Raw genomic sequence first — 25,708 nt, forward strand, 5'->3', positions numbered from 1 at the left:
TCAAGCACAGCGACACGACGCACCCGCCGGACACCGCACAGTGGAGGAACGATGCTGGATGACACTCTCGCCGCACGACTGGGCCGGGTCGGGGTGTGGCACGGCGGACTCGGCATGGTCCCGGCCGCCGTCGGCCGCGAGACGGCGCAGGAGATCGAGGAACTCGGCTACGGCGCCCTCTGGTTCGGCGAAGGCCACGCCTCCAAGGAGGCCCTGAGCCACGCCGGTCTCCTCCTGGCCGCGACCCGCCGCCTCCCCGTAGCCACCGGCATCGCCAACATCTGGGTACGGGACGCCACCGCCATGAACGCCGGGGCCAACACGCTGGCCGAGGCGTACCCGGGCCGTTTCGTTCTCGGCCTGGGCGCCAGCCACGCTCCCCTGGTCGACCACCGCGGCCACGTCTACGCGAAGCCGCTCGCCGCGATGCGTACCTATCTCGACGGGATGGACGCGGCGGGTTACGAGGCGCCGCTGCCGGACGGGCCGCCCGCCCGGGTGCTGGCCGCGCTCGGCCCCAAGATGCTGGAACTCTCCGGGACCCGGGCCGCCGGCGCGCACACGTACTTCGTGACGCCCGAGCACACCGCACAGGCCCGCGAGGTCCTCGGCGACGGCCCGCTCCTCGCCCCCGAACAGGCCGTCCTCCTGGAGACCGACCCCTCGGCGGCCCGCGCACTCGCCCGCGCATACATGGGTCTCTACCTCGCCCTGCCCAACTACGTGAACAACCTGCGCCGACTCGGGTTCGAGGACGGCGACTTCACGGGCGGCGGGAGTGACCGGCTGGTCGACGCGATCGTGGCGTGGGGCGACGCGGACGCGATCCGCGAACGGATCCGCGCCCACCACGACGCCGGTGCCGACCACGTGGCGATCCAGCCGCTCGCGCCGCACTGGGGTCTGGGCCTCGACCAACTGCGCGAACTGGCCCCCGCGTTGCTCGCCGGGTGACCCCCGGGCCGGGTACCGCGGGCGGCCCGGCCCGTGTGCCCACCCGCTGAACTGGTGAATCGCCGGCGAATGCGGCTACGTTGCCGCCATCTCACCCGATGTGCACGAGGGGCGGCAGGCGTGATCCGGCAGCAGAAGACGTTCCGCGCCATCGAGGTCGGCGACGGTGGCGACGGGCGATGGGCCGTCCAGGCGCCGGCGCTCGCGCGGGCCGCGGAGGGGTGGGTGAGCGAGGAGGGGCGGTCGCCGGAGGGCGCGGCCGGGGCGCGGGAGCTGTTCGAGAGGCATCTGCCGGAGCTGGTTCCGGTGCTCGACCGGCTCGCCGGGCAGCTGGACTCGCCCTGGGGCGACACGCTCCTCACCTTCGCGGCGCTGCGGCCGTTCTTCTCCAGCTGTACCCAGACCGGCGCCGCGGGCGCCCTGGTGCGGAACTACGACTTCCGTCCCGACGAGTGCGAAGGCACCCTCGTGTCCTCCTGTTTCCTGCGCCCCGTGATCGGGATGCAGGAGCTGGGGTGGGGGCTGCTGGACGGGATGAACGACGCGGGGCTCGCGGTCTCGCTCACCTTCGGCGGGCGGTTCGTCCACGGGCCGGGTTTCTCCGTCCTCATCGTGCTGCGCTATCTGCTGGAGACCTGCACCACCGTGGACGAGGCGCTCGGCAGGCTGCGGTCGATACCCGTCGCCATCCCGCAGAACGTCACCCTCGTCGATCCCGGCCGGGCCGTGACGGTGTTCGTGGGGCCCGACATCCCGCCGACCGTGGCACCGGACGCCTGCGCCGCCAACCACCAGCATCTGCCGGTGGCCGACGCGCACGAGCGGGCGACCCGGACCCAGGAACGGCTGGCCGCGGTCCGTACGGCGGGCCCGGATGTCGCGGCGATGCTGCGGCCGCCGCTGTATCAGCTCGCCTACGACGAGGGGCTGGGCACCGTCTACACGGCCGACTACCGGCCGGCGGAGGGCCGGGTGACCTGCCACTGGCCCGGCGAGAGGTGGGCGCAGTCCTTCGCCGACTTCGTTCCGGGGGTGCGCACCGTGACCCTCGGCCGGGTCGCGTAGGGGCGGGCCGCCGCCGCGACGACCGTCGGCCGGGGCCGGTTGCCGCCGGGGCCGGCGAACCGGAGTCCGCTGTTCCCATAGATGTCACCCCGATACCTATCGCCCGTCACGGCGCTCTACTAGCGTCCCCGTCGCACCATCTCAATGGGCTGCAAGATGACCATTGACTGACGACTGGGAGGTCGGACGTGGCACCGGAGGTATCTCGTAGGCGGGTACTGGCAGTTGGGGCGGCAGCGGCGGGAGTCGCGGCGACCGGATCGCTGCTGCCGCCGTCGTTGCAGCAGGCGATGGCTGCGGAGGCGGCGCGGCCCGCACAGGGGAGGGGCGGGCTCCGGGACATCAGACATGTCGTCGTGCTGATGCAGGAGAATCGTTCCTTCGATCACTACTTCGGGATGCTGCGCGGCGTCCGCGGCTACGCCGACCGGAACGCGGTGGAGCTGCCCGGCGGCAAGAGCGTCTACGAGCAGCCGGGACCGCTCGGCGTCGGGACCGTCCTGCCGTTCTCGGTCCGCGAGGCCGCCGCGACGCAGAAGAAGGACCTTCAGTACATCGGGGCGCTCGACCACGGGTGGGACGGCGGGTCCAAGGCGTGGAACGGCGGGTGGATGAACAACTGGGTCACCGCCAAGACCGCTGCCACGATGGCGCACTACGACCGGCAGGACGTCCCGCTGCACTACGAGCTGGCCGACACCTTCACCATCTGTGACGCCTACCACTCCTCCATCCACTCCTCCACCAGCCCCAACCGCAACCACCTCGTCAGCGGCTGGACCGGCTTCGAACCGGGCACCGGCAAGCGCGCGGTGGGCAATGACGCGTACGACGAGGACCGGCACACCGGCTACACCTGGACCACGTACCCCGAGCGGCTGGAGAAGGCCGGGCGCAGCTGGCGCGTCTACCAGGAGTGGGACAACTTCACCGACAACAACCTGGAGTTCTACGCGAGCTTCAAGGCGGTCGGGAAGAAGGCCCTGGCCAAGGTCGACGGCGTACAGAACATGACCGCCTTCTACGGGAAGGTGGCGAGCGCGAACGCCGCCGAGCGGAAGCGGTTGCAGGGGCTGCTGGACGAGGGGGTGAAGGGGCTGAGCCGCGCGGAGCGGAGCCTGTTCGAGCGGGCGCTGCGGCGCGGCGAACCGACCACGACGGCCACCGCCTTCGCCGCCGACGTGGCGAGCGGCAAGCTGCCCGAGGTCTCCTACATCGTCCCGTCGGCCGTGGACTCCGAGCACCCCGGCTCGTCCTCACCGGTCGCCAGCGCCACCATCGTCTACAAGGTGCTGGACGCGCTGGGCAAGAACCCGGACGTCTGGCGGCACACCGCGCTCTTCCTCACGTACGACGAGAACGACGGGTTCTTCGACCACGTACCGCCGCCGGTGCCGCCCACCGGGACGGACGGGGAGTTCTGGGACGGCCGGCCGACCGGCCTGGGCATGCGCGTCCCGATGATCGTCATCTCGCCGTGGACGGTCGGCGGCTACGCCTGCTCGCAGGTCTTCGACCACACCTCGATCACCCGCTTCCTGGAGAAGTGGACCGGGATCCGGGAGCCGAACATCAGCGCCTGGCGGCGGACCGTCTGCGGCGATCTGACCGGCGCCTTCGACTTCTCGCGCGGGCGCCGGCAGCCGTCGGTGGAGCGGCCGGGCGCGATACCGGAGTTCAGCGGGCGCTGGGCGCCGCGGCCGCCGGCCCGGCAGGCGCTGCCCCAGCAGGAGAGCGGCAGCCGGCCGGCCCGCCCGCTGCCGTACCAGCCGGACGCCGACGGCGGCTTCGACGCCAGGGCCTCGGTCTTCCGGCTGGCGGTGCGCAACGCGGGCAAGGCGGCGGCGCATCTGGCGCTGTATCCGTACGCCAAGGAGTACGACACCCCGCAGCACCGCGATGTGCTGGGGAAGTCGGAGTGGGACGTACCGGTCAAGGGCGGCGCGTACCGCTTCACGGTGACCGGGCCGAACGGGTTCCGGCGGGAGTTCGCGGGGACGGCGCAGGGCGCGGCGGCGGCCACCAAGGTGCGCACACACCTTGAGGCCGGGCGGCGGGAGCTCCACCTGACGGTCGTCAACGGCGGCCGCACCGACCTCACCATCACGCTCAAACCGCTGGCGTACGCGGACACCGCGCCGCGCACGGTGCGGGTGCGGGCGGGCAGCACCCGCACCCTCGCGCATCCGACGGCCGGTGCGCACGGCTGGTACGACCTCGATCTCACGGCCGCCGAGGACCCCTCCTTCCACCGCCGCCTGATGGGGCACGTGGAGAACGGGCGGGAGTCGGTCACCGGCTGACACCAGGGCGAGTTCCGCAGCAGGGCCCCTTTGCGGGGAAGTCCGCGAAGGGGCCCGTGGATCTTTTCGGGCTGCCATGCCGTACGGAGCCGCCACGCCGTACGAAGGGGGCCGCCGCTCCGTCGCCGGATGACGGGAGGCCCTCCTGATGGCGGGAGGTACTCCTGACGGCGGGCGGCTCACCGGACGGGGCCGGGGCTGGCCCGTCCCGTCCCGGTACGTCCGTGCTCGGTACCACCCGCCTCACCCGCGTGCCGTCCCGTCACCCGGCGGCTCTCATAGGTCTCTCAGACGCGGCCCCTACGGTCGCGGCCATGGGAACGAGCAGCACGAACAGGACCAGCGGCACGAGCACGACGACCGACGAACGGACCGGTGACGAGGCCGCGCCGGTCCGGGCGGCAACGGGGGACACGGGGGGCAAGGGAGACACGGGGCCGGAGACCGCGGCTGCGGCTGCGGATGCGACGGCCGAGGCCAAGGAGAGCGCTGAGCCCAAGGAGCGCGCCGAGGCGGAGGTGAGCGCCAAGGCCAAGGAGGGTGCTGAGTCCGAAGCGACCGGCGAGACCACCCCCGCGGTGGACAAGGAAGCCGCCGCCGCGGATGCCGACGTCGCCGCCGAGGACGGCTCCGACGACCCCGAGGACCTGGACGATCTCGACGAGGACGCCGCCCCGGTACGCGCGGCCACCGGTGTCGCCGCGGGGGCGGGCGCCGTCGTCGCGGCGGGGCTCGGTCTCGCCTCCGTCACCGGCACCTGGCTCGGCACACTGCTGGCCGAGCGGCAGACGCTGGTGGGCCAGATCAAGCTCCAGTCGGGCACGGCCACCGACCAGATCGCCACCGTGTACGGCGCCCCGTGGCACGCCACCGCACTCGTCAACGGCGTCTTCGCGGTGCTCGCCGTGCTCGTCGCCGCGGTGGCCCTGACCAGCCCGCGCGCCACCTGGGTGCGGGCGGTGGCCTGGGGCGGTCTGGCGCTCGGTGTGCTGGGGCTGCTCATTTCCGCGGGCATGTACTTCGATCTGTTCGCGACGCTGCCCAGCATCCCTAAGGGGGCCGGGGCCGGTTCCTGAGCACCCGGTGGGGGCCGGCGCCGGTGCCTAAGGAGCGCGGCGGCGCGGGCGCCGGTTTCTAAGGCCCGCGCGGGCAGGACGATCGGGCACTCTCCCGATGTGACGGACCCCCCTTGGCGAGGAGGCTGGGGTGCCTCGACGGACCGTCGAGGCACCAGTCACCCACACCAGGGGAGAGACCATGTTCGACGCCGAGTTCCCGATCCGGGCCCGCTACGAGCAGCTGCTCCGCGAGGCCGACCACCAGCGCCTGGTGCGCCAGGCGGCCGAGGGGGCGCGCACCGGTGGCCGGGCCGCGGTCCGTTCCGGTGCGGACGCATCCGGCGGTCGGGTGAGCGGACGGCGGGGCCGGCGGGTACGCGTACGCCGCGCCGCCGCCTGACCCCGGGGGATCCCGTGCCGCCCCACGCGCCGGTCTGGACACCGCCCCGGGCGCCCTCCCGGACGCCGGTCCGCAGCCCGGCCCACGGCCCGGCCCACGGCCCGGACGGTGGGCCGTCCGGGCCGCCGTCCGCCCGGCCGCAGGTGTGCTCCGTACCCGGCCGGGCATGTCACGTGCCGGAACTCGGTGCCGGACTGTCAGACCCCTGTGCGATGCTCGGCAGCGTGGAGACCAGGTCAGTGAGTCCCGTGTTCGTCGGCCGCGCGGCCGAGCTCGCCGCGCTGGGCGACGCGCTCGCGCGCATCGCCGTCTCCGGTGCGCCGCAGGCCCTGCTGATCGGGGGCGAGGCCGGTGTCGGCAAGACCCGGCTCATCGAGGAGTTCACCGGGACCGCCCGCGCCCGGGGCGCGTTCGTCTCGCTCGGCGGCTGCATAGAGATCGGCTCCGAGGGCCTGCCCTTCGCCCCCTTCTCCGCGATCCTGCACAGCCTCAACGGGCACCTGCGCGACGAACTCGCCGCCGCCGTCGCGGGTCAGGAAGGGGAGCTCGCCCGCATCCTGCCCGAACTCGGGGAGTCCGCCGGTGAGATGCACGACGAGGAGACCGGCCGCGCGCGCCTCTTCGAGCTGACCGCCCGCCTCCTGGAGCGGCTCGCCGCCCACCGCACCCTCGTCATCGTCATCGAGGACCTCCACTGGGCCGACCGCTCCACCCGCGAACTGCTCGCCTACCTCCTGCGGGCGCTGCACGACGCCGGCATCCTCCTCGTCGCCACCTACCGCTCCGACGACATCCACCGCCGCCACCCGCTGCGCCCCTTCCTCGCCGAGATCGACCGGATGCGCACCGTCCGGCGCGTCGAGCTGGCCCGCTTCAACCGCGCCGAGGTCCGCTCCCAGATCGCCGGGATCAACGGCGCCGACCCCGAGGAAACCACCGTCGACCGGGTCTTCGAGCGCTCCGAGGGCAACGCCTTCTTCGTCGAGGAACTGGCCCGCAGCATCGCCGACGGCTGTGTCCACGGCCTCAGCGACCCGCTGCGCGATCTGCTGCTGGTCCGCGTCGAAGCGCTGCCCGAGGACGCCCAGCGGGTGGTGCGCACGGCCGCCGAAGGCGGCTCCACCGTCGAACACGAACTCCTCGCCGCCGTCTGCCGGATGTCCGAGGACGACCTCATCGAGGCGCTGCGGGCCGCCGTCGGCAGCAACACCCTCGTCCCCACCGAGGACGGCACGGGCTACCGCTTCCGGCACGCCCTGGTCCGCGAGGCCGTCGTCGACGATCTGCTGCCCGGCGAGCGCACCCGCCTCAACCGCCGCTACGCCGAGGCCCTGGAGGCCGACCCGGCACTGGTCCGCTCCGATGTCTGCGCCGCCCGCCTGGCGAGCTACTGGTACAACGCCCACGACGCCGCCAAGGCGCTGCCCGCCGTCCTCGCCGCCTCCGTCCAGGCCCGCCGCCGCCACGCCTACGCCGAACAGCTGCGGCTGCTGGACCGCGCCCTGGAGCTGTGGGACGACGCGCCCAGGGAGGTCCGCCGGACCATCCGCGCGGTCGACTCCGCCGAGGCGTATCCGGCCTGCGGCTCCGAGGACGACGCGCTGCGCTTCATGGACCTGCTCGCCGAGATCGCGGTGGCCGCCCGGCTCTCCGGCGACGGCGAGCGGGCCTTCACGATCACCAAGCGCGCCCTGCGGTCGCTGCGCGACAGCAACGAACCGCTGCGCACCGCGTGGTTCCTGTTGCAGCGCTCCCGGATCGTCCAGGGCACCGGCCGCGGGGACGGCTGGGCGGATCTGGGCGCCGCGCAGGAGCTGATGCGCGGTCTGCCGCCGTCCTCCGTGCACGCCGCCGTGATGGCCGGCGTCGCCGGCTGGGAGGTGCTGCACCGTCCTGGCCCCGGCACGTTCGCGACGGCCGAACGGGCCGTGGAGCTCGCCCGGTTGGTGGGCGACGAAGAAGCCGAGCTGAACTCCCGGGTGACCCTGGCGGGCCTGCGGGTCGACGCCGGGGACGTCGACGACGGCCTCGCCGCGCTCCGCGCGGCGCTGGACCGCGCCGTCGACCGCGGCTACTACGCCGTCATCAGCCGCGGCCATGTCAACCTCCCGTCCGCCCTCGAAGGAGTCGGCCGCTCCCGCGAGGCCGTCGAGGTGACCGAGCAGGGCGTCGAACTGACCACCCACTACGGCCTCATGGACAGCACCAGCTGGGTGACCGGCAACCGCGCCGAATCGCTCCAGTCGCTCGGCCGCTGGGAGGAAGCCGCCCAGGCCGCCGCCGAGGCCCGCCGCCTCGCCCGCAGCCCCCGGTCGATCGTGCTGGCCGCCAGCCGCCTCACCGACCTCGCCCTGGACAAGGGCGAGGCCGCCACCGCCGAGCGGGAACTGGCCGTCGCCACGGAGCACTACGGTGCCCACGACCCGCAGCCGCAGCACGCCGTCCCCATGGCGCGGCACGCCCTGCGGATCGCCGCGGACCAGGGCCGCGTCCTCGACGCCCGCGGCATCCTCCAGCAGGCCCTGGACGCCGGGTTCCCGCCCGGCACCCAGCGCTACGCCTGGCCGCTGCTGTGGTCGGCCACCGCCGCCGAGTCGGACGCCCGCGGCCTGCCCGCCGCCGGGCCGGGCCGCGCCGCGATCCTCGACCGCGTCCGGGCCGCCGCCAAGAAACTGCCCCGCCTCACCCCGGTATGGGAGGCGTACGGCCGCGCGGTCGACGCCGAACTCCGGCGCGCCGAGGGCCATGGGGCACCGGACGCCTGGGCCGATGTGGTCGCGGCCTTCGAGCCGCTCGACCGCCCGCGCGAACTCGCCTGGGCCTGCTACCGCTGGGCCGAAGCGCTGCTGCACGGCAGCGAGCGGGCGAGCGCCGGGCTCGACGGCCGCACGCCCCGGGAGGCCGCCGTGCTGCTCCTGACCCAGGCGCACACCGCCGCCACCCGGATGGGAGCCCGCCCGCTCGCCGAAGAACTCGAACTCCTCGCCCAGCGCGCCCGCATACCGCTCCCGGGCCGGACCGCGGCCCCCGCACCGGACCCGGCCCGCGACGGCGGCCGGGACGCCGCGCCGACCGGCACGGTGCCCGCCGCATCGCTCGGCCTGACGCCCCGTGAACGCGACGTCCTGCGGCTGGTCGCGGACGGCCGCAGCAACCGCCAGATAGCCGACGCCCTGTTCATCTCACCGAAGACCGCCAGCGTCCATGTCTCCAACATCCTCGCCAAACTCGGTGTCTCGGGCCGCGGTGAGGCGGGGGCGCTCGCCCACCGGCTGCGGCTCTTCAGCGAGCCGGCGGCGAGCTGAGCCCCGCCGGTCCGGCGTCAGGGGGTGCTGCCCGGATCCTGCGGGCCCCGCCGGTCCGGGATCTTGACGACGACCTTGCCCGACGAGAGATCTATCGGCCCCTCGCCGGGATCGCCGTTACCCACCTCGTCCAGGACGAGCGCCATCTTCTGCCGCTCCTCCTCGGTGTGCTTGCTGCCAGGTGCGAACAGCTCTTCGACGACGTTGAACACCGTGCCCCCCTTCGACGTGCCCCGCTCCGTGACCCCCGAGTGTAGGCAGCCCGCCACAAAAGGGTCAGGTCACCTTCAGTCGCAGAATCCGGTCATCCCCCTTGCGCGGGGTGCCGCGCCCGTCGGTGTTGCTGGTGACCAGCCACAACCCGCCGTCATCGGTCGCCACGACGGTCCGCAGCCGCCCGTACTCGCCCTTCAGGAACTCCTGCGGGGCCGCCACCGGCTTCGTACCGTTCAGCGGGATCCGCCACAGCCGCTCGCCGCGCAGCGCGGCCATCCACAGGGAGCCCTTGGCGTACGCGAGACCGCTGGGGGAGGCGTCCGCGGGCTTCCACTGGACCACCGGATCGGTGAACCCGGAGCGGGCCGCGCCGCCGTCGCCCTTGCCCTCCACCTCGGGCCAGCCGTAGTTCCGGCCCGACTCGACGAGGTTGAGCTCGTCCCACGTGTCCTGCCCGAACTCCGAGGCCCACAGCCGCTTGTCGCCGTCCCAGGCCAGCCCCTCCACATTGCGGTGGCCGTAGTCGTACACCACCGAATCCGCCTCGGGGTTGCCGTACGCCGGGGCGCCGTCCGGCGTCATCCGCAGGATCTTGCCGGCGAGGGACTTCTTGTCCTGGGCGAGGCTCTTGTCGCCGGTCTCGCCCGTACCGGCGTAGAGCATCTTGTCCGGGCCGAACGCGATCCGCCCGCCGTTGTGGATCTGCCCCTTGGGAATGCCCCGGAGGATCGTGTCCGGCGCGCCCAGCTGATTGCGGGCCGGCCGCTTCTCGTTGTAGATCATGCGTGCGATGCGGTTGTCGGACTCGGTGGTGAAGTACGCGTACACCTGGTGGTCCGTGCCGAACTTCGAGGACACCGCGAGTCCCAGCAGACCGCCCTCGCCGGCCGCCGCCACGCCCGGCACCGAGCCCAGTTCGGTCCGCTTCCCGCCGTCGGCCGCGATACGGAAGATCTTTCCGGTGTCGCGGGAGCCGACCAGCAGATCGCCGCCCGGCAGCGGGGCGAGGCCCCACGGTGAGTTCAGTCCGGTGGCCAGGGTCCCGGTCACCTGGACGGACCCCTTGGCGGGCGGTGCGGACGCCGGGCTCGGATGCGCGGAGGCGGCGGCGCCGGACCCCGGGCGTGGGGCTGTCGCGGCGCCGGAGCCGCCGTCCGCGGCCGGTCCGCCGCCGGGTGAACAGCCCGCGGCCAGCAGCAGCGAGGCGGCGGCCAACACGGTCGGCAGGGAACGGCGTTGCACGGCAGGGTCCTCTCGTCGGCAGGCGTGCACCAGGACACCACATCACCTGCCCGTCCGCCGGGCCTTCCGCCTCCCGGGCGAGCCGGTACGGGGGAAGGGGAGCGGCCGGGCGCGCCGCACGGGGCGGCGGACCGGCCGGGGCCTTCAGTACCAGGACTCCCGGGCCGGCGGCAGCGCGGCGATCTCGGCCAGCTCCTCGCGGCTCAGCACCAGCTCCGCGGCGCGGGCGTTCTGCACGGCCCAGCCCTCCTTCTTCGTACCCGGCACCGGGACCACATGGCGGCCCTGCGCCAGTACCCACGCCAGCGCCACCTGCCCCGGCGTCGCGCCGTGCCGGGCGCCGATCCGCCGCAGCCCCGCCACCACCGGCTGGTTGGCCGCCATCATCTCGGCGGTGAACCGGGGGTGGCGGGCCCGGATGTCCTCCCGTTCGAAGCCCTGCCCCGGGGTGAGGGTGCCGGTCAGGAAGCCGCTGCCCAGCGGCATCGCCGCCAGGAAGCCGACACCGCGTGATTCACACCACGGGAGCAGTGCCTCCAGCGCCTGCACCGACCACACCGACAGCTCGGCCTGCACGCTGCTGACCGGGAACACCTGCTGAATACGCTCCAGTTGGCGCAGTGTGCCGTCGTGCAGCCGGGACCGGGGGACGGCGCGCGCGGCGCCGCCGGCCGCCTGCCGTTCCCGGCGGGCGGCCCGGGTCGGCCGTACCGCCCGCGCGTCCACCGCGCACAGCCCCAGCGACCGCACCTTCCCGGCCGCCACCAGCTCCGCCATCGCCCCCCAGGTCTCCTCGATGGGCACCTCGGGATCGGGCCGGTGCAGCTGGTAGAGGTCGATGCAGTCGGTCTGGAGGCGGCGCAGCGAGGCGTCGCAGGCCCGCTTCACATAGCCGGGCCGCCCGTTGGCGACGATGTGCTGGTCGCCGACGAGCAGTCCGCACTTGGTCGAGACGAAGGCGTCCGCACGCCGCTCCTTCAACGCCCGTCCCACCAGTAGTTCGTTGGTGAACGGTCCGTACATGTCGGCGGTGTCCAGCAGACTGCACCCCCGGTCGAGCGCGGCGTGCACGGTCCGCAGTGAACTCTCCCCGTTCCGCTGCGACGCGGTGTACCCCCAGTTCATCGGCATACAGCCGAGCCCGATAGCACCCACTTCGAGGGCCGCCGCACCGATTGTCCTGCGCTCCACCTGGTCGTGCCTCCGTCCCTCGCCCCCGGTCAAGGGCCAGACCAAACTAACGTCTGAACGGAATGCTGTTTCGCATAGCCTCTGGCCATGGCTACCGCAGACCAGCACACCGGCGCTCACGATGTATGGCTCCCGATTCCGCCCGACGAGATCGACGGCCTCCCCGACGGCCTCGACTACGTCCACTGGGACGCCGGCCCGGACTTTCCGGCCGACCCCGCCCGGTGTGTCTTCTACGCCGTCCCCTACATGAAGGGCGCGGCCGCCGTCCTGCGGCCGCTGCCCCTGATGAGCCGGGTGCGGGTCGTGCAGACGCTGACCGCCGGGATCGAGCACATGCTGCCCGCGCTGTCCGGTCTGCCGGCCGGTGCCCGGCTGTGCAACGCCCGTGGACTGCACGATGCCAGCACCGCTGAGCTCGCGCTCACCCTCACGCTGGCCGCACTGCGCGGCATCCCCGACTTCGTCCGGGGGCAGGACCAAGGGGAATGGCGGCCGAGCGTGCGTCCGGCGCTCGCCGACAAGTCGGTCCTCATCGTGGGTTACGGGTCGATCGGCAGTGCCGTCGAAGACCGGCTCACGCCCTTTGAGTGCGCGCGGGTGGCGCGCATCGCGCGCACCGCGCGTGAAACAGTGCGCGGTCCTGTGCATCCACTCTCCGCTCTGTCCGCCCTCCTGCCCGACGCGGACGTGGTCGTACTGGCCACTCCGCTCACCGAAGACACCCGTGGCCTGGTAGGACGCGATTTCCTGGCGGGCATGAAGGACGGCGCACTCCTCGTGAACGTCGCCCGCGGCGCGATCGTCGACACCGAGGCGCTGCTGGTCGAATTGACGTCCGGCCGGCTGCGCGCGGCGCTCGACGTCACCGATCCGGAGCCCCTGCCCGCCGCTCATCCGTTGTGGCACGCTCCCGGCGTGCTCATCACTCCACATGTCGGTGGCCCCAGCTCTGCCTTCCTGCCCCGCGCGAAGCGGCTTCTGCGGGACCAGTTGACGCTTTTCGCGGCCGGCGAACCCGTGCAGCACGTGGTCGCCACCGCCGGCTGACACCGTTGTGGATCGCTCTACGGGTCCGTACGAATGCACTGGGTATCCATAATCCCGGTGTCAGTCACGCTCCGTAGAGACACTATGTCGCTGAGTGACGGAACTGGTGTATCGTCCCGAGCGGGGACGGCACCGGGGTGAATGCGGCGCGGTGCGAAGGACCGGAACCGAGGGGGGCGACGGGCGATGTACAGCCGACGGACCATCCGCGAGAGGCGCGATCCACGAGCGTCCGCGGGGAAGCTGCTGAAGTCCCGGGTGCGCGGGCCGCGGCGATGTCGCGCACGGTTCAACGGGAGAGTGCGGTGAGCGCCCCGGGGGCGGTGCTCGCCAGGCCGCCGGTGCAGTCCGGCGGCCCGCCGAGCGTGGTGCCCCAGATCCTCCTGTCCGGTGTCTGCGGCGGCTACGCCATCGGCGCCGCCCTCGACTGGGGATCACCCGAAGTGGCCGTGTTCATGGGTGACTTCGGACTCAGCCTCGCCGCCCTGGTGGCGGCCGTCTCCTGCGGTCTGTACGCCCGCAGGTCCCAGAGCCGGTTCCGGCCCGCCTGGATCCTGTTCGCGGTCTCCTCTGCGATGGCCGGCCTCGGCAACGCCATATGGGGCTGGTACGAGGTCGTCGAGGGGGCCAGGGTGCCCAGCCCCTCGCTCGCCGACTTCTGCTTCCTGCTGTTCGCACCGCCCGCCATCATCGGCCTGCTGGTGCTCGCCAAGCGGCCGGTGACCCGGGCCGGGTGGGTCTGCCTGGGCCTGGACGCCTGGCTGATCGGCGGTTCGCTGCTCACCCTCTCCTGGAGCCTCGCACTCGCGCACACCACCCATTTCCAGGGCCGCACGGTGGCCCAGGGTGCGCTGTCGCTGGCCTATCCGCTGCTGGACATCGTGCTGGTGAGCATGGTGCTCGCGCTGCACTTCAAGCGCTCCTCGGTGCAGCGCTCCGCCGTCAACACCGCCGTCGTCGCACTCGCGCTGACGGTCCTGTGCGACGCGCTGTTCAGCTCGCCGCTGCTGCGCGAGCACTACCGCTCCGGGCAGATCCTGGACGCCGGCTGGTTCGCCGGGTCGATACTCCTCGCCTACGCACCGTGGGTCGCCCGGCGCTCGGCCGGTGACGCTGCCGGCGGGGAGCTCCCGCGCGCCGCGCGCTGCGCCCAGCCCCCGATCAGCCGCCCCATCGCGAGCTCGCTGGCCATGCTGACGCCGTATCTCGCCGCCGCCGTCTGCACCCTGGGCATCCTCACCAACGTCCTGGACGGGCGGCGGATCGACCGCGTGGTGCTCTTCACCGGCTGCACGGTCGTCCTCGCGCTGGTCGTCCGCCAGGGCATCATGCTGCTCGACAACATCAGCCTCACCCACGAGCTGGCCCAGAAGGAGAACCACTTCAGGTCCCTGGTCCAGGGATCCAGCGATGTCATCATGATCGCCGCCCCGACCGGTGTGCTCCGCTACGTGAGCCCCGCCGCCTCGGGCGTCTACGGCCGTGACGCGGAGGAGCTGGTCGGCTCCGAACTGGCCTCGCTGATCCATCCGGAAGACCTGGGACGGGTGATGCACGAGGTGCGCAGGTTCCTCGCCGCCGCGCCCGAGGCCGAACCGACCACCCGCATCGAATGCCGCTTCCGCGCCGGCAAGCAGCGGGCCGGCGGCGACGGCTGGCTGAACGTCGAGTCCACGGTCAACCGTCACCACGGCGGCCTGATCTTCAACTCCCGGGACGTCACCGAACGGGTCCGGCTCCAGGCCCAGCTCCAGCACAACGCCTCGCACGACGCACTCACCGACCTGCCCAACCGCGCCCTGTTCACCGAACGGGTCAGCAAGGCCGTCACCGGCCGCCGCGCCAGCGACCACGACACCGCCGTGCTCTACATCGACCTGGACGGCTTCAAGCAGGTCAACGACACCATCGGGCACCAGGCGGGGGACGAGCTGCTGGTGCAGGCCGCCCGTCGGCTCGGTGAATCGGTGCGCTCCGGGGACATAGCGGCGCGGCTGGGCGGCGACGAGTTCGCCGCGCTCATCACGGGCGACGGCACCCGCGACCCCGCCGCCCGCGAGTTCCGCGTCCACGAGATCGCCGACCGGCTGCGCATCAAGCTCTCCGAGCCGTACCGCATCGACGGCCGGGACGTCCGCGTCGCGGCCAGCATCGGGGTCGCCTTCGCCGATCCGGGCATCACCCCCGCGGGACTGCTGCGCAACGCCGACCTCGCGATGTACCGCGCCAAGAAGGCCGGCAAGGGCCGCGTGGAGATGTACGCCCCGCAGATGCAGGCCGAGGTCGTACACCGCGCCGAACTCGCCACGAAACTCCGTACGGCCCTGCACGACGGCGAGTTCACGCTGCTGCACCAGCCGGTGGTGGAGCTGGCCGGCGGCCGGGTCGCCGCCGTCGCCGCACAGGCCCGCTGGCGCTCCGCCCAGGGCATCCTCTTCACCCCCGCCGAGTTCCTGCGGGTCGGCGAGCGCGGCCGGCTCACCGAGGAGGGCGATCGCACCGCGGAGCTGGGCCGCTGGCAGCTGGAGGAGGCCGTCGCGCAGGCCGCGGCGCGGCACCGGGCCGGCCACCCGGTCCCGGTCGTCGTCCGGGTCTCCGCCCGCCGGCTGCTGGACCGCGGGCTGCCCGCCAAGAGCGTCGAGGCCCTGCTCGCCCGGCACGGTCTGCCCTCGGGCGGGCTCATCCTGGAGCTGACCGACGCCGATCCGCGGATGCCGCTGGAGGAGCTGGAGGGCCGGCTGGTCGCGCTGCGGCGGCTGGGTGTACGGATCGGACTGGACGGCTTCGGGGGCGGGCACGCCGCCATCGGCGCGCTGCGCCGGCTCCCCATCGACTTCCTGCGGCTGGACCGCGGCCTGGTCGACGGCGTCGCGGAGTCCGTCCGGCTGCACAAGATCACCGCCGGGATGCTGCGGATCGCCGCCGACCTCGGTCTGCAATGCGTCGCGGACGGCGTCGAGCTGCCCGAGCAGGTCCACGCGCTGCGCGCCATGGGCTGCACGCACGGCCAGGGGCCGGTCTTCTCCGGGCCGCTCGACGAACCGCGGCTGCGGTGCGCGCTGACGCTCGGCGGGTATCCGCTGCCGGACCGTGCGGACCTGCCGGGTGCGGGCCGCGAGGCCGTTCTCACCGGGGGTGGCCTGCCGGTGCGGCGCGGCGGGGCGGCCGGCCCGGACGCGTTCGTCCCTCCGCCATTGCGCTCAAATAGTGAGACGCCCGTCCCACCCACTTGACACTCCCGGCGCGCCGGGGGGAGGGTCTGTTTCATGCGCACCCGAATTCTCGTACTTGGAAAGCGCGTCGGCTGAAGCTGGGCCTCTGACACACCCCAGCGAACCGCACCGACGCGCTCCCCTCGCTTGCCTCACGGCACGAGGGGTTTTTTGTTGCACAGCTACCTCACAAATCCCGTCAAAACCCTCAGCTCCGAGAAGAGACGCAGATGACCGAGCAGGCCGGCGCCCACCATCCGCAGCCGCGGGCCCGTCACTCCGGCGGAACGCAGCAGCCCGCCACCGTCGAGCACGTCACGGGCGCGCAGTCCCTCATCCGTTCGCTGGAGGAGGTCGGGGCCGACACCGTGTTCGGCATTCCCGGCGGTGCGATCCTCCCTGCGTACGACCCGATGATGGACTCGTCGAGGGTCCGGCACGTCCTGGTGCGTCATGAGCAGGGCGCCGGGCATGCCGCCACGGGATACGCGCAGGCCACCGGCAAGGTCGGCGTGTGCATGGCGACCTCGGGCCCGGGGGCCACCAACCTCGTCACGCCGATCGCCGACGCCCATATGGACTCCGTCCCGCTGGTCGCGATCACCGGTCAGGTCGCCTCCCACACCATCGGCACGGACGCCTTCCAGGAGGCGGACATCTGCGGCATCACGATGCCGATCACCAAGCACAACTTCCTGATCACCGACGCGGCCGAGATCCCGCGCACGATCGCCGAGGCGTTCCACATCGCCTCCACCGGCCGCCCGGGGCCCGTCCTGGTGGACATCGCCAAGGACGCCCTCCAGGCGAAGACCACCTTCGCCTGGCCGCCGCACACCGAACTCCCCGGCTACCGCCCGGTGACCAAGCCGCACGCCAAGCAGATCCGCGAGGCCGCCCGGCTGATCGTCGAGTCGAAGCGCCCGGTGCTCTACGTCGGCGGCGGTGTGCTGAAGGCCGGCGCCACCGCCGAGCTGAAGGTGCTGGCGGAGCTGACCGGCGCCCCGGTCACCACGACCCTGATGGCCCTGGGCGCGTTCCCCGACAGCCACCCGCAGCACGTCGGTATGCCGGGTATGCACGGCGCGGTCACGGCTGTCACCGCCCTCCAGAAGTCGGACCTGCTGATCACCCTCGGCGCCCGCTTCGACGACCGCGTCACCGGCAAGCTGGACTCCTTCGCGCCGTACGCCAAGGTCGTGCACGCGGACATCGACCCGGCGGAGATCGGCAAGAACCGGATGGCGGATGTGCCGATCGTCGGCGACGCCCGCGAGGTCATCGCGGATCTGATCGTCGCCGTCCAGGCCGAGCACGCGGCGGGGCACAAGGGCGACCACAGCGCCTGGTGGCGGGACCTCGACCGCTGGCGCGAAACGTACCCGCTGGGCTACGACCTGCCCGACGACGGCAGCCTCTCCCCGCAGCAGGTCATCGAGCGGATCGGCCAGCTCGCCCCCGCCGACACCATCTACGCCGCGGGCGTCGGCCAGCACCAGATGTGGGCCGCCCACTTCATCCACTACGACCAGCCCGCGACCTGGCTGAACTCCGGCGGCGCCGGCACGATGGGCTACGCGGTGCCGGCCGCGATGGGCGCCAAGGCCGGCCGGCCGGACCGTACGGTCTGGGCGATCGACGGTGACGGCTGCTTCCAGATGACCAACCAGGAGCTGGTCACCTGCGCGCTGAACAACATCCCGATCAAGGTCGCGATCATCAACAACGGCGCGCTGGGCATGGTCCGCCAGTGGCAGACCCTCTTCTACAACCAGCGCTACTCCAACACCGTGCTGCACAGCGGCCCCGAGGACGGCGTCGCGGTGGACGGCAAGGGCAGCGGCGGCACCCGCGTCCCGGACTTCGTGAAGCTGGCCGAGGCGATGGGCTGTGTCGCGATGCGCTGCGAGGACCCGGCCGACCTGGACGCCGTCATCGCCCAGGCCAACGCCATCAACGACCGCCCGGTCGTGGTCGACTTCATCGTCCACGAGGACGCGCAGGTCTGGCCGATGGTCGCCGCCGGCACCTCCAACGACGAGGTCATGGCCGCCCGGGGCGTGCGTCCCGACTTCGGCGACAACGAAGACGACTGAGCCCAGGACGTCACGGACGCACGGAAGAAGAGAGAAGACCGACCATGTCCAAGCACACCCTCTCCGTCCTGGTGGAGAACACCCCCGGCATCCTGGCCCGGATCGCCGCCCTGTTCTCCCGCCGCGGCTTCAACATCGACTCCCTCGCGGTCGGCGTCACCGAGCACGCCGACATCTCCCGCATCACCATCGTGGTGAGCGTCGAGTCGCTCCCCCTCGAACAGGTCACCAAGCAGCTCAACAAGCTCGTCAACGTCCTGAAGATCGTCGAGCTGGAGCCCGGCTCCGCGATCCAGCGCGAACTGGTCCTCGTCAAGGTCCGCGCCGACAACGAGACCCGCTCGCAGGTCGTCGAGATCGTGCAGCTCTTCCGCGCCAAGACCGTGGACGTCTCCCCGGAGGCCGTCACCATCGAAGCCACCGGATCCAGCGACAAGCTGGAGGCGATGCTCAAGATGCTGGAGCCGTTCGGCATCAAGGAGTTGGTGCAGTCCGGCACCATCGCCATCGGCCGCGGCGCCCGGTCCATCACGGACCGCTCGCTGCGCGCACTGGACCGTACGGCCTGATCCCGCGCGGTCTCCCCGGACCGCGCGCCGTACCCGCCCGGTACGGCACCGCCCCCCGCCGCTCGCATCGCGAGACCCGCGGACCCGCCCCGCCCCGCCCGACGTACTGTGTGGGCAACCAGCTAGATCCAAGGAGATACCCGAAGTGGCCGAGCTGTTCTACGACGACGATGCCGACCTGTCCCTCATCCAGAACCGCAAGGTCGCGGTCATCGGCTACGGAAGCCAGGGCCACGCCCACGCGCTGTCCCTGCGCGACTCGGGCGTCGACGTGCGCGTCGGTCTGCACGAGGGCTCCACGTCCAAGGCCAAGGCCGAGGAGCAGGGCCTGCGCGTGGTGACCCCCGCCGAGGCGGCCGCCGAGGCCGACGTCATCATGATCCTGGTGCCGGACCCGATCCAGGCCAAGGTCTACGAGGAGTCCATCAAGGACAACCTCAAGGACGGCGACGCGCTGTTCTTCGGCCACGGCCTCAACATCCGCTACGGCTTCATCAAGGCCCCGGCCGGTGTGGACGTCTGCATGGTCGCCCCCAAGGGCCCCGGCCACCTCGTGCGCCGTCAGTACGAGGAAGGCCGCGGCGTGCCCTGTATCGCGGCCGTCGAGCAGGACGCCTCCGGCGCGGCGTTCGCGCTGACGCTCTCGTACGCCAAGGCCATCGGCGGCACCCGGGCCGGCGTCATCAAGACCACCTTCACCGAGGAGACCGAGACCGACCTGTTCGGTGAGCAGGCCGTCCTGTGCGGTGGCGCCTCGGCGCTGGTCAAGGCCGGTTTCGAGACCCTGGTCGAGGCGGGCTACCAGCCCGAGATCGCCTACTTCGAGTGCCTGCACGAGCTGAAGCTGATCGTGGACCTCATGTACGAGGGCGGCCTGGAGAAGATGCGCTGGTCGGTCTCCGAGACCGCCGAGTGGGGCGACTACATCACCGGCCCGCGGATCGTGAACGAGAACACCAAGGCCGAGATGAAGAAGGTGCTCGCCGAGATCCAGGACGGCACCTTCGCCAACAACTGGATGGCGGAGTACAACGCCGGTCTGCCGAAGTACAACGAGTACAAGAAGGCCGACGAGGACCACCTCCTGGAGACCACGGGCAAGAAGCTGCGCAAGCTGATGAGCTGGGTCGACGACGAGGCGTAAGCCCATGGGGCAAGGGGGTCGCGACGCCGGTCGCGGCCCCCTCGTCCGTGCGGCGCGGCCCGGCCGCCCAGCCGGCGGGACCGCTTTGGCCACCGCGTCGAAGTGCGCATAGGCGACCTTTCCGCTTTGGCTCCCGGCGCGCCGTAAACCGCCACTACACTGCCAACCACAAGCGCGTCAGGCTCACAACGTCGTGCGTCTTCCACGCGGCTGCCCCCTTCACCGCCTTCGGCCGTCGGGACGGCCGTCCGCGAAGGACTAGTGAGGATGAAGACCACGTGAGCCCGAAACCTGTCGTACTGATCGCCGAAGAACTGTCGCCCGCCACCGTCGACGCGCTGGGGCCGGACTTCGAGATCCGGCACTGCAACGGCGCGGACCGCGCCGAACTGCTCCCCGCCATCGCCGATGTCGACGCCGTCCTCGTGCGCAGCGCGACGAAGGTCGACGCCGAGGCCATCGCCGCCGCGAAGAAGCTGCGGGTCGTCGCCCGCGCGGGCGTGGGCCTGGACAACGTCGACGTCTCCGCCGCCACCAAGGCCGGCGTGATGGTCGTCAACGCGCCGACCTCCAACATCGTCACCGCCGCCGAGCTCGCCTGCGGTCTGCTGGTCGCCACCGCCCGCAACATCCCGCAGGCCAACACCGCGCTCAAGAACGGCGAGTGGAAGCGGAGCAAGTACACCGGCGTCGAGCTCAGCGAGAAGACCCTCGGCGTGGTCGGCCTCGGCCGGATCGGCGTGCTGGTCGCCCAGCGCATGTCGGCCTTCGGCATGAAGATCGTCGCCTACGACCCCTATGTGCAGCCGGCCCGCGCCGCGCAGATGGGCGTCAAGCTCCTCACCCTGGACGAACTGCTGGAGGTCGCGGACTTCATCACCGTCCACCTCCCCAAGACGCCCGAGACGGTCGGCCTGATCGGCGACGACGCGCTGCACAAGGTCAAGCCGACGGTCCGGATCGTGAACGCCGCGCGCGGCGGGATCGTGGACGAGGCGGCGCTGGCCACCGCGCTCCAGGAGGGCCGGGTGGCCGGTGCGGGCCTGGACGTCTACTCCTCCGAGCCGTGCACCGACTCCCCGCTCTTCGCGTACGACCAGGTCGTCGCCACTCCGCACCTCGGTGCCTCGACGGGCGAGGCGCAGGAGAAGGCCGGTATCTCGGTCGCCCGGTCGGTGCGGCTCGCGCTCGCCGGTGAGCTGGTGCCGGACGCGGTCAACGTCCAGGGCGGGGTGATCGCCGAGGACGTCAAGCCGGGGCTGCCGCTGGCCGAGCGGCTGGGCCGGATCTTCACCGCGCTGGCCGGCGAGGTCGCGCTGCGGCTCGATGTCGAGGTGTACGGCGAGATCACCCAGTACGACGTCAAGGTGCTCGAACTCTCCGCGCTCAAGGGCGTGTTCGAGGATGTCGTGGCCGAGACGGTGTCGTACGTCAACGCCCCGCTCTTCGCGCAGGAGCGCGGTGTCGAGGTGCGGCTGACGACCAGCAGCGAGTCGCCCGAGCACCGCAATGTGGTGACCGTGCGCGGCACCCTCGCGGGCGGCGCCGAGATCTCGATCTCCGGCACCCTGGCCGGCAACAAGAACACCCAGAAGATCGTCGCGGTCGGTGAGCACTCCATCGACCTCGCGCTCGCCGACCACATGGCGTTCCTGCGCTACGGCGACCGCCCCGGAGTCGTCGGCACCGTCGGCCGGATCCTGGGCGAGGCCGGTATCAACATCGGCAATATGCAGGTCTCGCGGGCCGACGTCGGTGGCGAGGCGCTGGTCGCGCTCACCGTCGACGACACGATCCCGCCGGGCGTGCTGGCCGAGATCGGCGAGGAGATCGGAGCGACGTCCGTGCGCGCGGTCGACCTCAGCGACTGAGCGGCGGACGGCCGGACCGTACGGCACACCGGGCCCGGACCCTCGCTTCGGCGGGGTCCGGGCCCGGTCGCGTCCGCAGCGCGTGCGTACGCGCGGTGTGCACGGACAGCCCGGGTGCGTACGGCCCGCCGAGCCGTCCGGCCATGCCCCGTCTGCGCCGACTACGCCTGATGCGTCAACCATTCACCCGAATGGCGTATCGGGTGGGGAAGGCGCGGGGCCGCTCACCACGGTCCCGGTGCCACCGCGGCCCGGTACGCCTGGTCTCCCCGACTCGCAGCGCGGGTGTTCGCGACGCGCAATGGGAAGTGCGCGTGCCCCTGCCGGCGCGTGCGGAAGGAGACGAGACGCCATGAATGCACCCCTGGGTGACAACCCTCAGGCTCTGACCGGGCTGACCGTGGTCGACGCGGCGGGCGCCAAGGTGGGCGTGGTCCAGCAGGTCTACCGGGACGATGCCACCAATGCCCCCGAGTGGATCACCGTACGTACCGGGCTGTTCGGAATGAAGGAGACGTTCGTGCCGCTCGCCGGGGCCCGGCAGCAGGGCGGCGAACTGCATGTGCCGCACACCAAGGAAACGATCAAGGATGCTCCGCGGATCGATGCCGACGGCCATCTCGAACCGCTGGAGGAGGACGAGCTCTACCGCCACTACGGACTGACCCGGCCGGGGGCCGCGACCCGGATGACGACCGGTACGGCGGGTTCCGGCAGGGCCGCGGGCGCGGCTGCGACCGGCACCGCCGCGGCCGCCGCGGCGGGCCGCCCGACGGGCGACACCGCGCGGGGGAACCGGATGCCGGACGCCGGCCGGGAGCAGGCGACGGGCGGCCGTCCGGAGCCCCGGACCCGCGCGGAGCGGCAGCCGGCCGGTGCGGGCGCCGGGGCCGGTGCGATGGCCATGTCCCGCGGCCGGGACGAGGGGGACACCGCGCGTACCAAGGAGCAGATCCCCGAGATCCTCCTCTCCGAGGAGCAGTTGCAGATCGCCACCGAGGAGCGTGTGAGCGGCCGGGCCCATCTGCGCAAGCACGTGGTCACCGAGGACGTGCACCGGACGGTCCCGGTGAGCCACGAGGAAGTGCGGCTGGTCCGGGAGAAGATCACCGACGACGAGCGCGCGCTGGGCCGGACCGCCCCGCGGATCGGCGACGGCCAGGTCGAGGTCATCCTGCACGAGGAGCGGGCGGTGGTCAGCAAGAAGACCGTGCCCGTCGAGCGGGTGCGGCTGGAGACCGAGCGGGTCACCGAGCAGCGGGAGGTCGACGCCGAAGTCCGCAAGGAGCAGCTGGAGTTCGACGACGGCCGGGGATTCAAGGGCGACCGGAAGGGACCCGGGCCGGAACGGCGCCGGTGACGGTGCGGGGGCCGGTGCAGAGAGGCGCAGGTGAGGCAGCCGAGGGACGTACGGCGTCCGGTGCGGCTGCCCCGGCTCACAGCCGCGCCGCCTTCAGCGCCATGTGCAGGAGCAGCCGGTCCTCGCCCTCGTCGAGGTCGAGGCCGGTCAGTTTCTCCACCCGGCCGAGCCGGTAGTAGAGCGTCTGGCGGTGGATGCCCAGGACCTGGGCGGTACGGCTCGCCTGGCCGGCGCAGTCGAGGAACGCCTCGGCGGTACGGACCAGTTCGGCGTGGGCGGGGGCCAGCAGGGGGCGGACGGCCGGGTCGGTGCCGGTGTCCGGCAGGGTGGTGAGCAGGCGGTAGGCGCCGATGGTGTCCCACTGGGCGATCCGGCCGAGGCGGGGTTCGGCGCGGGCCGCGCGGGCCGCGTCCAGCGCTTCGTGCCAGGCGGCCGGCAGCTCGGTCAACTCCCTTGTCCCGGTGGCTATTCCGGCGGCGGCGACCGGTCCGGTGCCGTGGGCCGGGCCGTGCGGCGCCCGCGGCGGCCGCCCCGCGCCGACCCCCGTGGCGGCCGGAACGGCGCCCGCCCGGGGGGAGCGCAGCAGGTGCTCGGCCGCCGTGTGCGCCGGGCCGAGCGAGCCGGCCGAGCGGAGTCGGACGAGGGCGGCCAGGGACGGGGGCGCGGACGGTGCGGGATACGGGCGGACGGTCGGCAGGCGTGCTCCGCGGTCCCGGGCGGCGGCGTCGTGGGCCGTGGCCGGGTGCGGCGCCGCGGCGGTGCCGGGCGGGCCGCCGCCACCGGGCAGCGCACAGGCCGCGAGGAGTCCGGGCAGGTTCGGCAGCGGCACCGCGTCGGTGTCCGTGGTGTCCCAGGGCAGCACCGCGACGAGGGTGAGCGGGCCGCCCGGTGTGAAGCGCAGGGTGTCCCGCAGCGCGACCCGCAGCACGGACGCCGCGGCCGGCCGGTCCGCGGGCCCGCAGAGCAGCAACTCCCGCAGCAGATCGCCCAGTTCGGACCCGGCGCGGGTCTCGTCCGCCAGCAGCGCGCCGATCCGGGCGGCGGTCTCCATGGCCTGCGCTATCCGGGGGTCGGGCGGCTCGCCGTGGCCGCCCAGTGCGAGGTCGGTCAGATGCCCGTCGTCCAGCAGCCAGACATAGCCGTGCGCGATACCGCGGTGGCGTACGGGCAGGCAGATCCGGCCTCGGAAGACGCCGGCCGCCGGGTCCGGGGGGATGCGCAGCGCCGCCTTGGCGCGGGCGATGCCGAACGCCTCGAACCAGGCCCGGACCGCCGCCGACGACCGGCGCTGGAGGATCGACCGGGTGCGGACCGGGTCCATGACCTCGTCGTCGTCGCCCTCGTGCGCACCGAACGCGATCAGCCCGAAATCGCGGTCCTCCAGGGTCGCCGGTGCCCCGAGCGCCGCCGAGATCTCGTCCACGAGCTGCTGGTAGTCGCCCCGCATCCGTCGCCCGGCCCCTCTTCCGTCGCCACTGCCACCACGGCCGTGGACCGTGGTCGCTCGCGTTACTTCCGTAACGCCTTCCTTCACCATTCTCATACAAGTGTCTGAGATCCCGGCCACGAAGGTGTGGCAGCTGTCGATGGCCGGAAGATGGCGCGATCCTTAAGTTTCAGGTGGCTCATCTTGCCGCCGCGCCCGCCTGTCCGGCGCCCGCCCGGCATTTGTCATCCTGAATCGTGGAGGTGCCCCCATGCTGGGTCCCGTGCTCCTCGCCGCAGCGCGCAGCGACAGCATCCGCCGTGTCGTCGCGTCCGCTCCGGTCACCCGTCCCGTGGTGGACCGTTTCATCGCCGGTGAACGGCTGGACGAGTCCATGGCGGCGGTGCGGTCGCTGGCCGCGCGCGGTATGGAGGTCACCCTCGACCACCTCGGCGAGGACATCACCGATCCGGCCGAGGCGCTGCGCAACCGCGACGCCTACCTCCAGCTTGCCGAGGCCCTCAAGGAGCAGCGGCTCGGCGCCAGGGCCGAGATGTCGGTCAAGCTCTCCGCCTTCGGGCAGGCGCTGTCCGGCGGCCACGAGCTGGCGCTGAAGAACGTCACCCCGGTGGTCGAGGCCGCCGCCGAGGCCGGTACGACGGTGACCCTCGACATGGAGGACCACACCACGGTCGACTCCACCCTCGCGATCCTCGCCGAGCTGCGCACGCGCTTTCCCCAGACGGGCGCGGTGGTGCAGTCCTATCTCTTCCGCACCGAGGACGACTGCCACACGCTCGCCGGTGAGGGCTCCCGGGTCCGGCTGGTCAAGGGCGCGTACAAGGAGCCCGCGACCGTCGCCTTCCAGGACAAGCGGGAGGTCGACAAGGCGTATGTCCGCTGCCTGAAGATCCTGATGGCCGGGAAGGGCTACCCCATGATCGGGTCGCACGACCCGCGGATGGTCGCCATCGGCCAGGAGCTCGCGCACCGCTACGGCCGCAAGCCGGCCGAGTTCGAGTTCCAGATGCTGTACGGCATCCGCGAGGCCGAGCAGGAGCGGCTGGTCACCGAGGGCCACCGGATGCGCGTGTACATCCCGTACGGCACCGACTGGTACGGATACTTCATGCGACGCCTCGCCGAGCGCCCCGCCAACCTGGGGTTCTTCCTGCGGTCGCTGGCCGGCCGGGGCTGACGGCCCCGGGGCGGACGGGTCGCCGGCCCCACGGCGGCCGGCGCGGGT

At 72.5% G+C, this 25,708-nt stretch carries 18 protein-coding genes; 14 read left to right on the top strand and 4 right to left on the bottom strand.

Annotated elements, in window-relative coordinates; all coding sequences use genetic code 11:
• The first annotated feature begins 51 nt into the window (after window positions 1–51).
• From ACLJWH_RS22860 to ACLJWH_RS22885, 6 genes are all read left to right on the top strand, one after another.
• Window positions 52–954 (top strand): LLM class F420-dependent oxidoreductase, encoded by a 903-nt coding sequence (locus ACLJWH_RS22860; protein WP_411143604.1) that lies wholly within the window; start codon window positions 52–54, stop codon window positions 952–954.
• A 120-nt stretch (window positions 955–1,074) separates the two neighbouring features.
• Window positions 1,075–2,019 carry a C45 family autoproteolytic acyltransferase/hydolase gene (locus ACLJWH_RS22865; RefSeq protein ID WP_411143605.1) on the top strand — a complete coding sequence of 315 codons (945 nt, stop codon included), beginning with the start codon at window positions 1,075–1,077 and terminating at the stop codon, window positions 2,017–2,019.
• Window positions 2,020–2,207: 188 nt separating this feature from the next.
• A complete protein-coding gene (locus tag ACLJWH_RS22870; protein ID WP_411143606.1) occupies window positions 2,208–4,322 on the top strand; it encodes a phosphocholine-specific phospholipase C in 2,115 nt (704 codons plus the stop codon).
• Between the two features lie 314 nt (window positions 4,323–4,636).
• Window positions 4,637–5,398 carry a hypothetical protein gene (locus tag ACLJWH_RS22875; RefSeq protein WP_411143607.1) on the top strand — a complete coding sequence of 254 codons (762 nt, stop codon included), beginning with the start codon at window positions 4,637–4,639 and terminating at the stop codon, window positions 5,396–5,398.
• A gap of 130 nt (window positions 5,399–5,528) precedes the next feature.
• Window positions 5,529–5,780: a hypothetical protein gene (locus ACLJWH_RS22880; protein ID WP_411143608.1), complete on the top strand. Its 252-nt coding sequence runs from the start codon at window positions 5,529–5,531 to the stop codon at window positions 5,778–5,780.
• A gap of 212 nt (window positions 5,781–5,992) precedes the next feature.
• Window positions 5,993–9,085 (top strand): helix-turn-helix transcriptional regulator, encoded by a 3,093-nt coding sequence (locus ACLJWH_RS22885; protein ID WP_411143609.1) that lies wholly within the window; start codon window positions 5,993–5,995, stop codon window positions 9,083–9,085.
• A 17-nt stretch (window positions 9,086–9,102) separates the two neighbouring features.
• Here the strand turns inward: ACLJWH_RS22885 and ACLJWH_RS22890 are convergent, their stop codons facing one another.
• The 3 genes from ACLJWH_RS22890 to ACLJWH_RS22900 form a co-directional block, all read right to left on the bottom strand.
• On the bottom strand, window positions 9,103–9,297 hold the full coding sequence (locus ACLJWH_RS22890) for a DUF6191 domain-containing protein (RefSeq protein ID WP_411143610.1): 195 nt from the start codon (window positions 9,295–9,297) through the stop codon (window positions 9,103–9,105).
• Window positions 9,298–9,361: 64 nt separating this feature from the next.
• Complete coding sequence (locus ACLJWH_RS22895; RefSeq protein WP_411143611.1) at window positions 9,362–10,543, bottom strand: PQQ-dependent sugar dehydrogenase; 1,182 nt, start codon at window positions 10,541–10,543, stop codon at window positions 9,362–9,364.
• 144 nt (window positions 10,544–10,687) lie between these two features.
• Entirely contained in the window at window positions 10,688–11,734 is a 1,047-nt protein-coding gene (locus ACLJWH_RS22900) for an aldo/keto reductase (protein WP_411143612.1), read from the bottom strand.
• Window positions 11,735–11,821: 87 nt separating this feature from the next.
• On the opposite strand from ACLJWH_RS22900, the gene ACLJWH_RS22905 reads away from it, so the two are divergent.
• The 7 genes from ACLJWH_RS22905 (at window position 11,822) to ACLJWH_RS22935 (ending at window position 23,036) form a co-directional block, all read left to right on the top strand.
• On the top strand, window positions 11,822–12,784 hold the full coding sequence (locus tag ACLJWH_RS22905) for a 2-hydroxyacid dehydrogenase (RefSeq protein WP_411143613.1): 963 nt from the start codon (window positions 11,822–11,824) through the stop codon (window positions 12,782–12,784).
• Window positions 12,785–13,089: 305 nt separating this feature from the next.
• On the top strand, window positions 13,090–16,017 hold the full coding sequence (locus tag ACLJWH_RS22910) for a putative bifunctional diguanylate cyclase/phosphodiesterase (protein WP_411143614.1): 2,928 nt from the start codon (window positions 13,090–13,092) through the stop codon (window positions 16,015–16,017).
• Window positions 16,018–16,226: 209 nt separating this feature from the next.
• Window positions 16,227–18,092, top strand: coding sequence for an acetolactate synthase large subunit (locus ACLJWH_RS22915; RefSeq protein ID WP_411143615.1), 1,866 nt, complete (start codon window positions 16,227–16,229; stop codon window positions 18,090–18,092).
• Window positions 18,093–18,136: 44 nt separating this feature from the next.
• Window positions 18,137–18,661 (top strand): acetolactate synthase small subunit, encoded by a 525-nt coding sequence (gene ilvN, locus ACLJWH_RS22920; protein ID WP_411143616.1) that lies wholly within the window; start codon window positions 18,137–18,139, stop codon window positions 18,659–18,661.
• A 145-nt stretch (window positions 18,662–18,806) separates the two neighbouring features.
• On the top strand, window positions 18,807–19,805 hold the full coding sequence (gene ilvC, locus ACLJWH_RS22925) for a ketol-acid reductoisomerase (RefSeq protein WP_381712664.1): 999 nt from the start codon (window positions 18,807–18,809) through the stop codon (window positions 19,803–19,805).
• Between the two features lie 278 nt (window positions 19,806–20,083).
• Window positions 20,084–21,676: a phosphoglycerate dehydrogenase gene (serA, locus tag ACLJWH_RS22930; RefSeq protein WP_411143617.1), complete on the top strand. Its 1,593-nt coding sequence runs from the start codon at window positions 20,084–20,086 to the stop codon at window positions 21,674–21,676.
• Window positions 21,677–22,028: 352 nt separating this feature from the next.
• Window positions 22,029–23,036, top strand: a complete 1,008-nt coding sequence (locus ACLJWH_RS22935) for a PRC and DUF2382 domain-containing protein (RefSeq protein WP_411143618.1) — start codon at window positions 22,029–22,031, stop codon at window positions 23,034–23,036.
• A gap of 76 nt (window positions 23,037–23,112) precedes the next feature.
• Here ACLJWH_RS22935 and ACLJWH_RS22940 read toward each other — a convergent pair whose 3' ends face one another.
• Complete coding sequence (locus ACLJWH_RS22940) at window positions 23,113–24,483, bottom strand: PucR family transcriptional regulator (RefSeq protein WP_411143619.1); 1,371 nt, start codon at window positions 24,481–24,483, stop codon at window positions 23,113–23,115.
• 250 nt (window positions 24,484–24,733) lie between these two features.
• On the opposite strand from ACLJWH_RS22940, the gene ACLJWH_RS22945 reads away from it, so the two are divergent.
• Entirely contained in the window at window positions 24,734–25,660 is a 927-nt protein-coding gene (locus ACLJWH_RS22945; RefSeq protein WP_411143620.1) for a proline dehydrogenase family protein, read from the top strand.
• The last annotated feature ends 48 nt before the right edge of the window (window positions 25,661–25,708 follow it).

Source organism: Streptomyces sp. x-80 (genome assembly GCF_046549095.1).
Taxonomy (GTDB): Bacteria; Actinomycetota; Actinomycetes; order Streptomycetales; family Streptomycetaceae; genus Streptomyces; species Streptomyces celluloflavus.

Bases quoted from the DNA above. Each gene is read 5' to 3' on its own strand.
- ACLJWH_RS22860 (WP_411143604.1), top strand. From the start codon at position 52: ATGCTGGATGACACTCTCGCCGCACGACTGGGCCGGGTCGGGGTGTGG.
- ACLJWH_RS22935 (WP_411143618.1), top strand. From the start codon at position 22,029: ATGAATGCACCCCTGGGTGACAACCCTCAGGCTCTGACCGGGCTGACC.
- ACLJWH_RS22945 (WP_411143620.1), top strand. From the start codon at position 24,734: ATGCTGGGTCCCGTGCTCCTCGCCGCAGCGCGCAGCGACAGCATCCGC.
- ACLJWH_RS22875 (WP_411143607.1), top strand. From the start codon at position 4,637: ATGGGAACGAGCAGCACGAACAGGACCAGCGGCACGAGCACGACGACC.
- ACLJWH_RS22940 (WP_411143619.1), bottom strand. From the start codon at position 24,483: ATGCGGGGCGACTACCAGCAGCTCGTGGACGAGATCTCGGCGGCGCTC.
- ACLJWH_RS22905 (WP_411143613.1), top strand. From the start codon at position 11,822: ATGGCTACCGCAGACCAGCACACCGGCGCTCACGATGTATGGCTCCCG.
- ACLJWH_RS22885 (WP_411143609.1), top strand. From the start codon at position 5,993: ATGCTCGGCAGCGTGGAGACCAGGTCAGTGAGTCCCGTGTTCGTCGGC.
- ilvN (WP_411143616.1), top strand. From the start codon at position 18,137: ATGTCCAAGCACACCCTCTCCGTCCTGGTGGAGAACACCCCCGGCATC.
- ACLJWH_RS22915 (WP_411143615.1), top strand. From the start codon at position 16,227: ATGACCGAGCAGGCCGGCGCCCACCATCCGCAGCCGCGGGCCCGTCAC.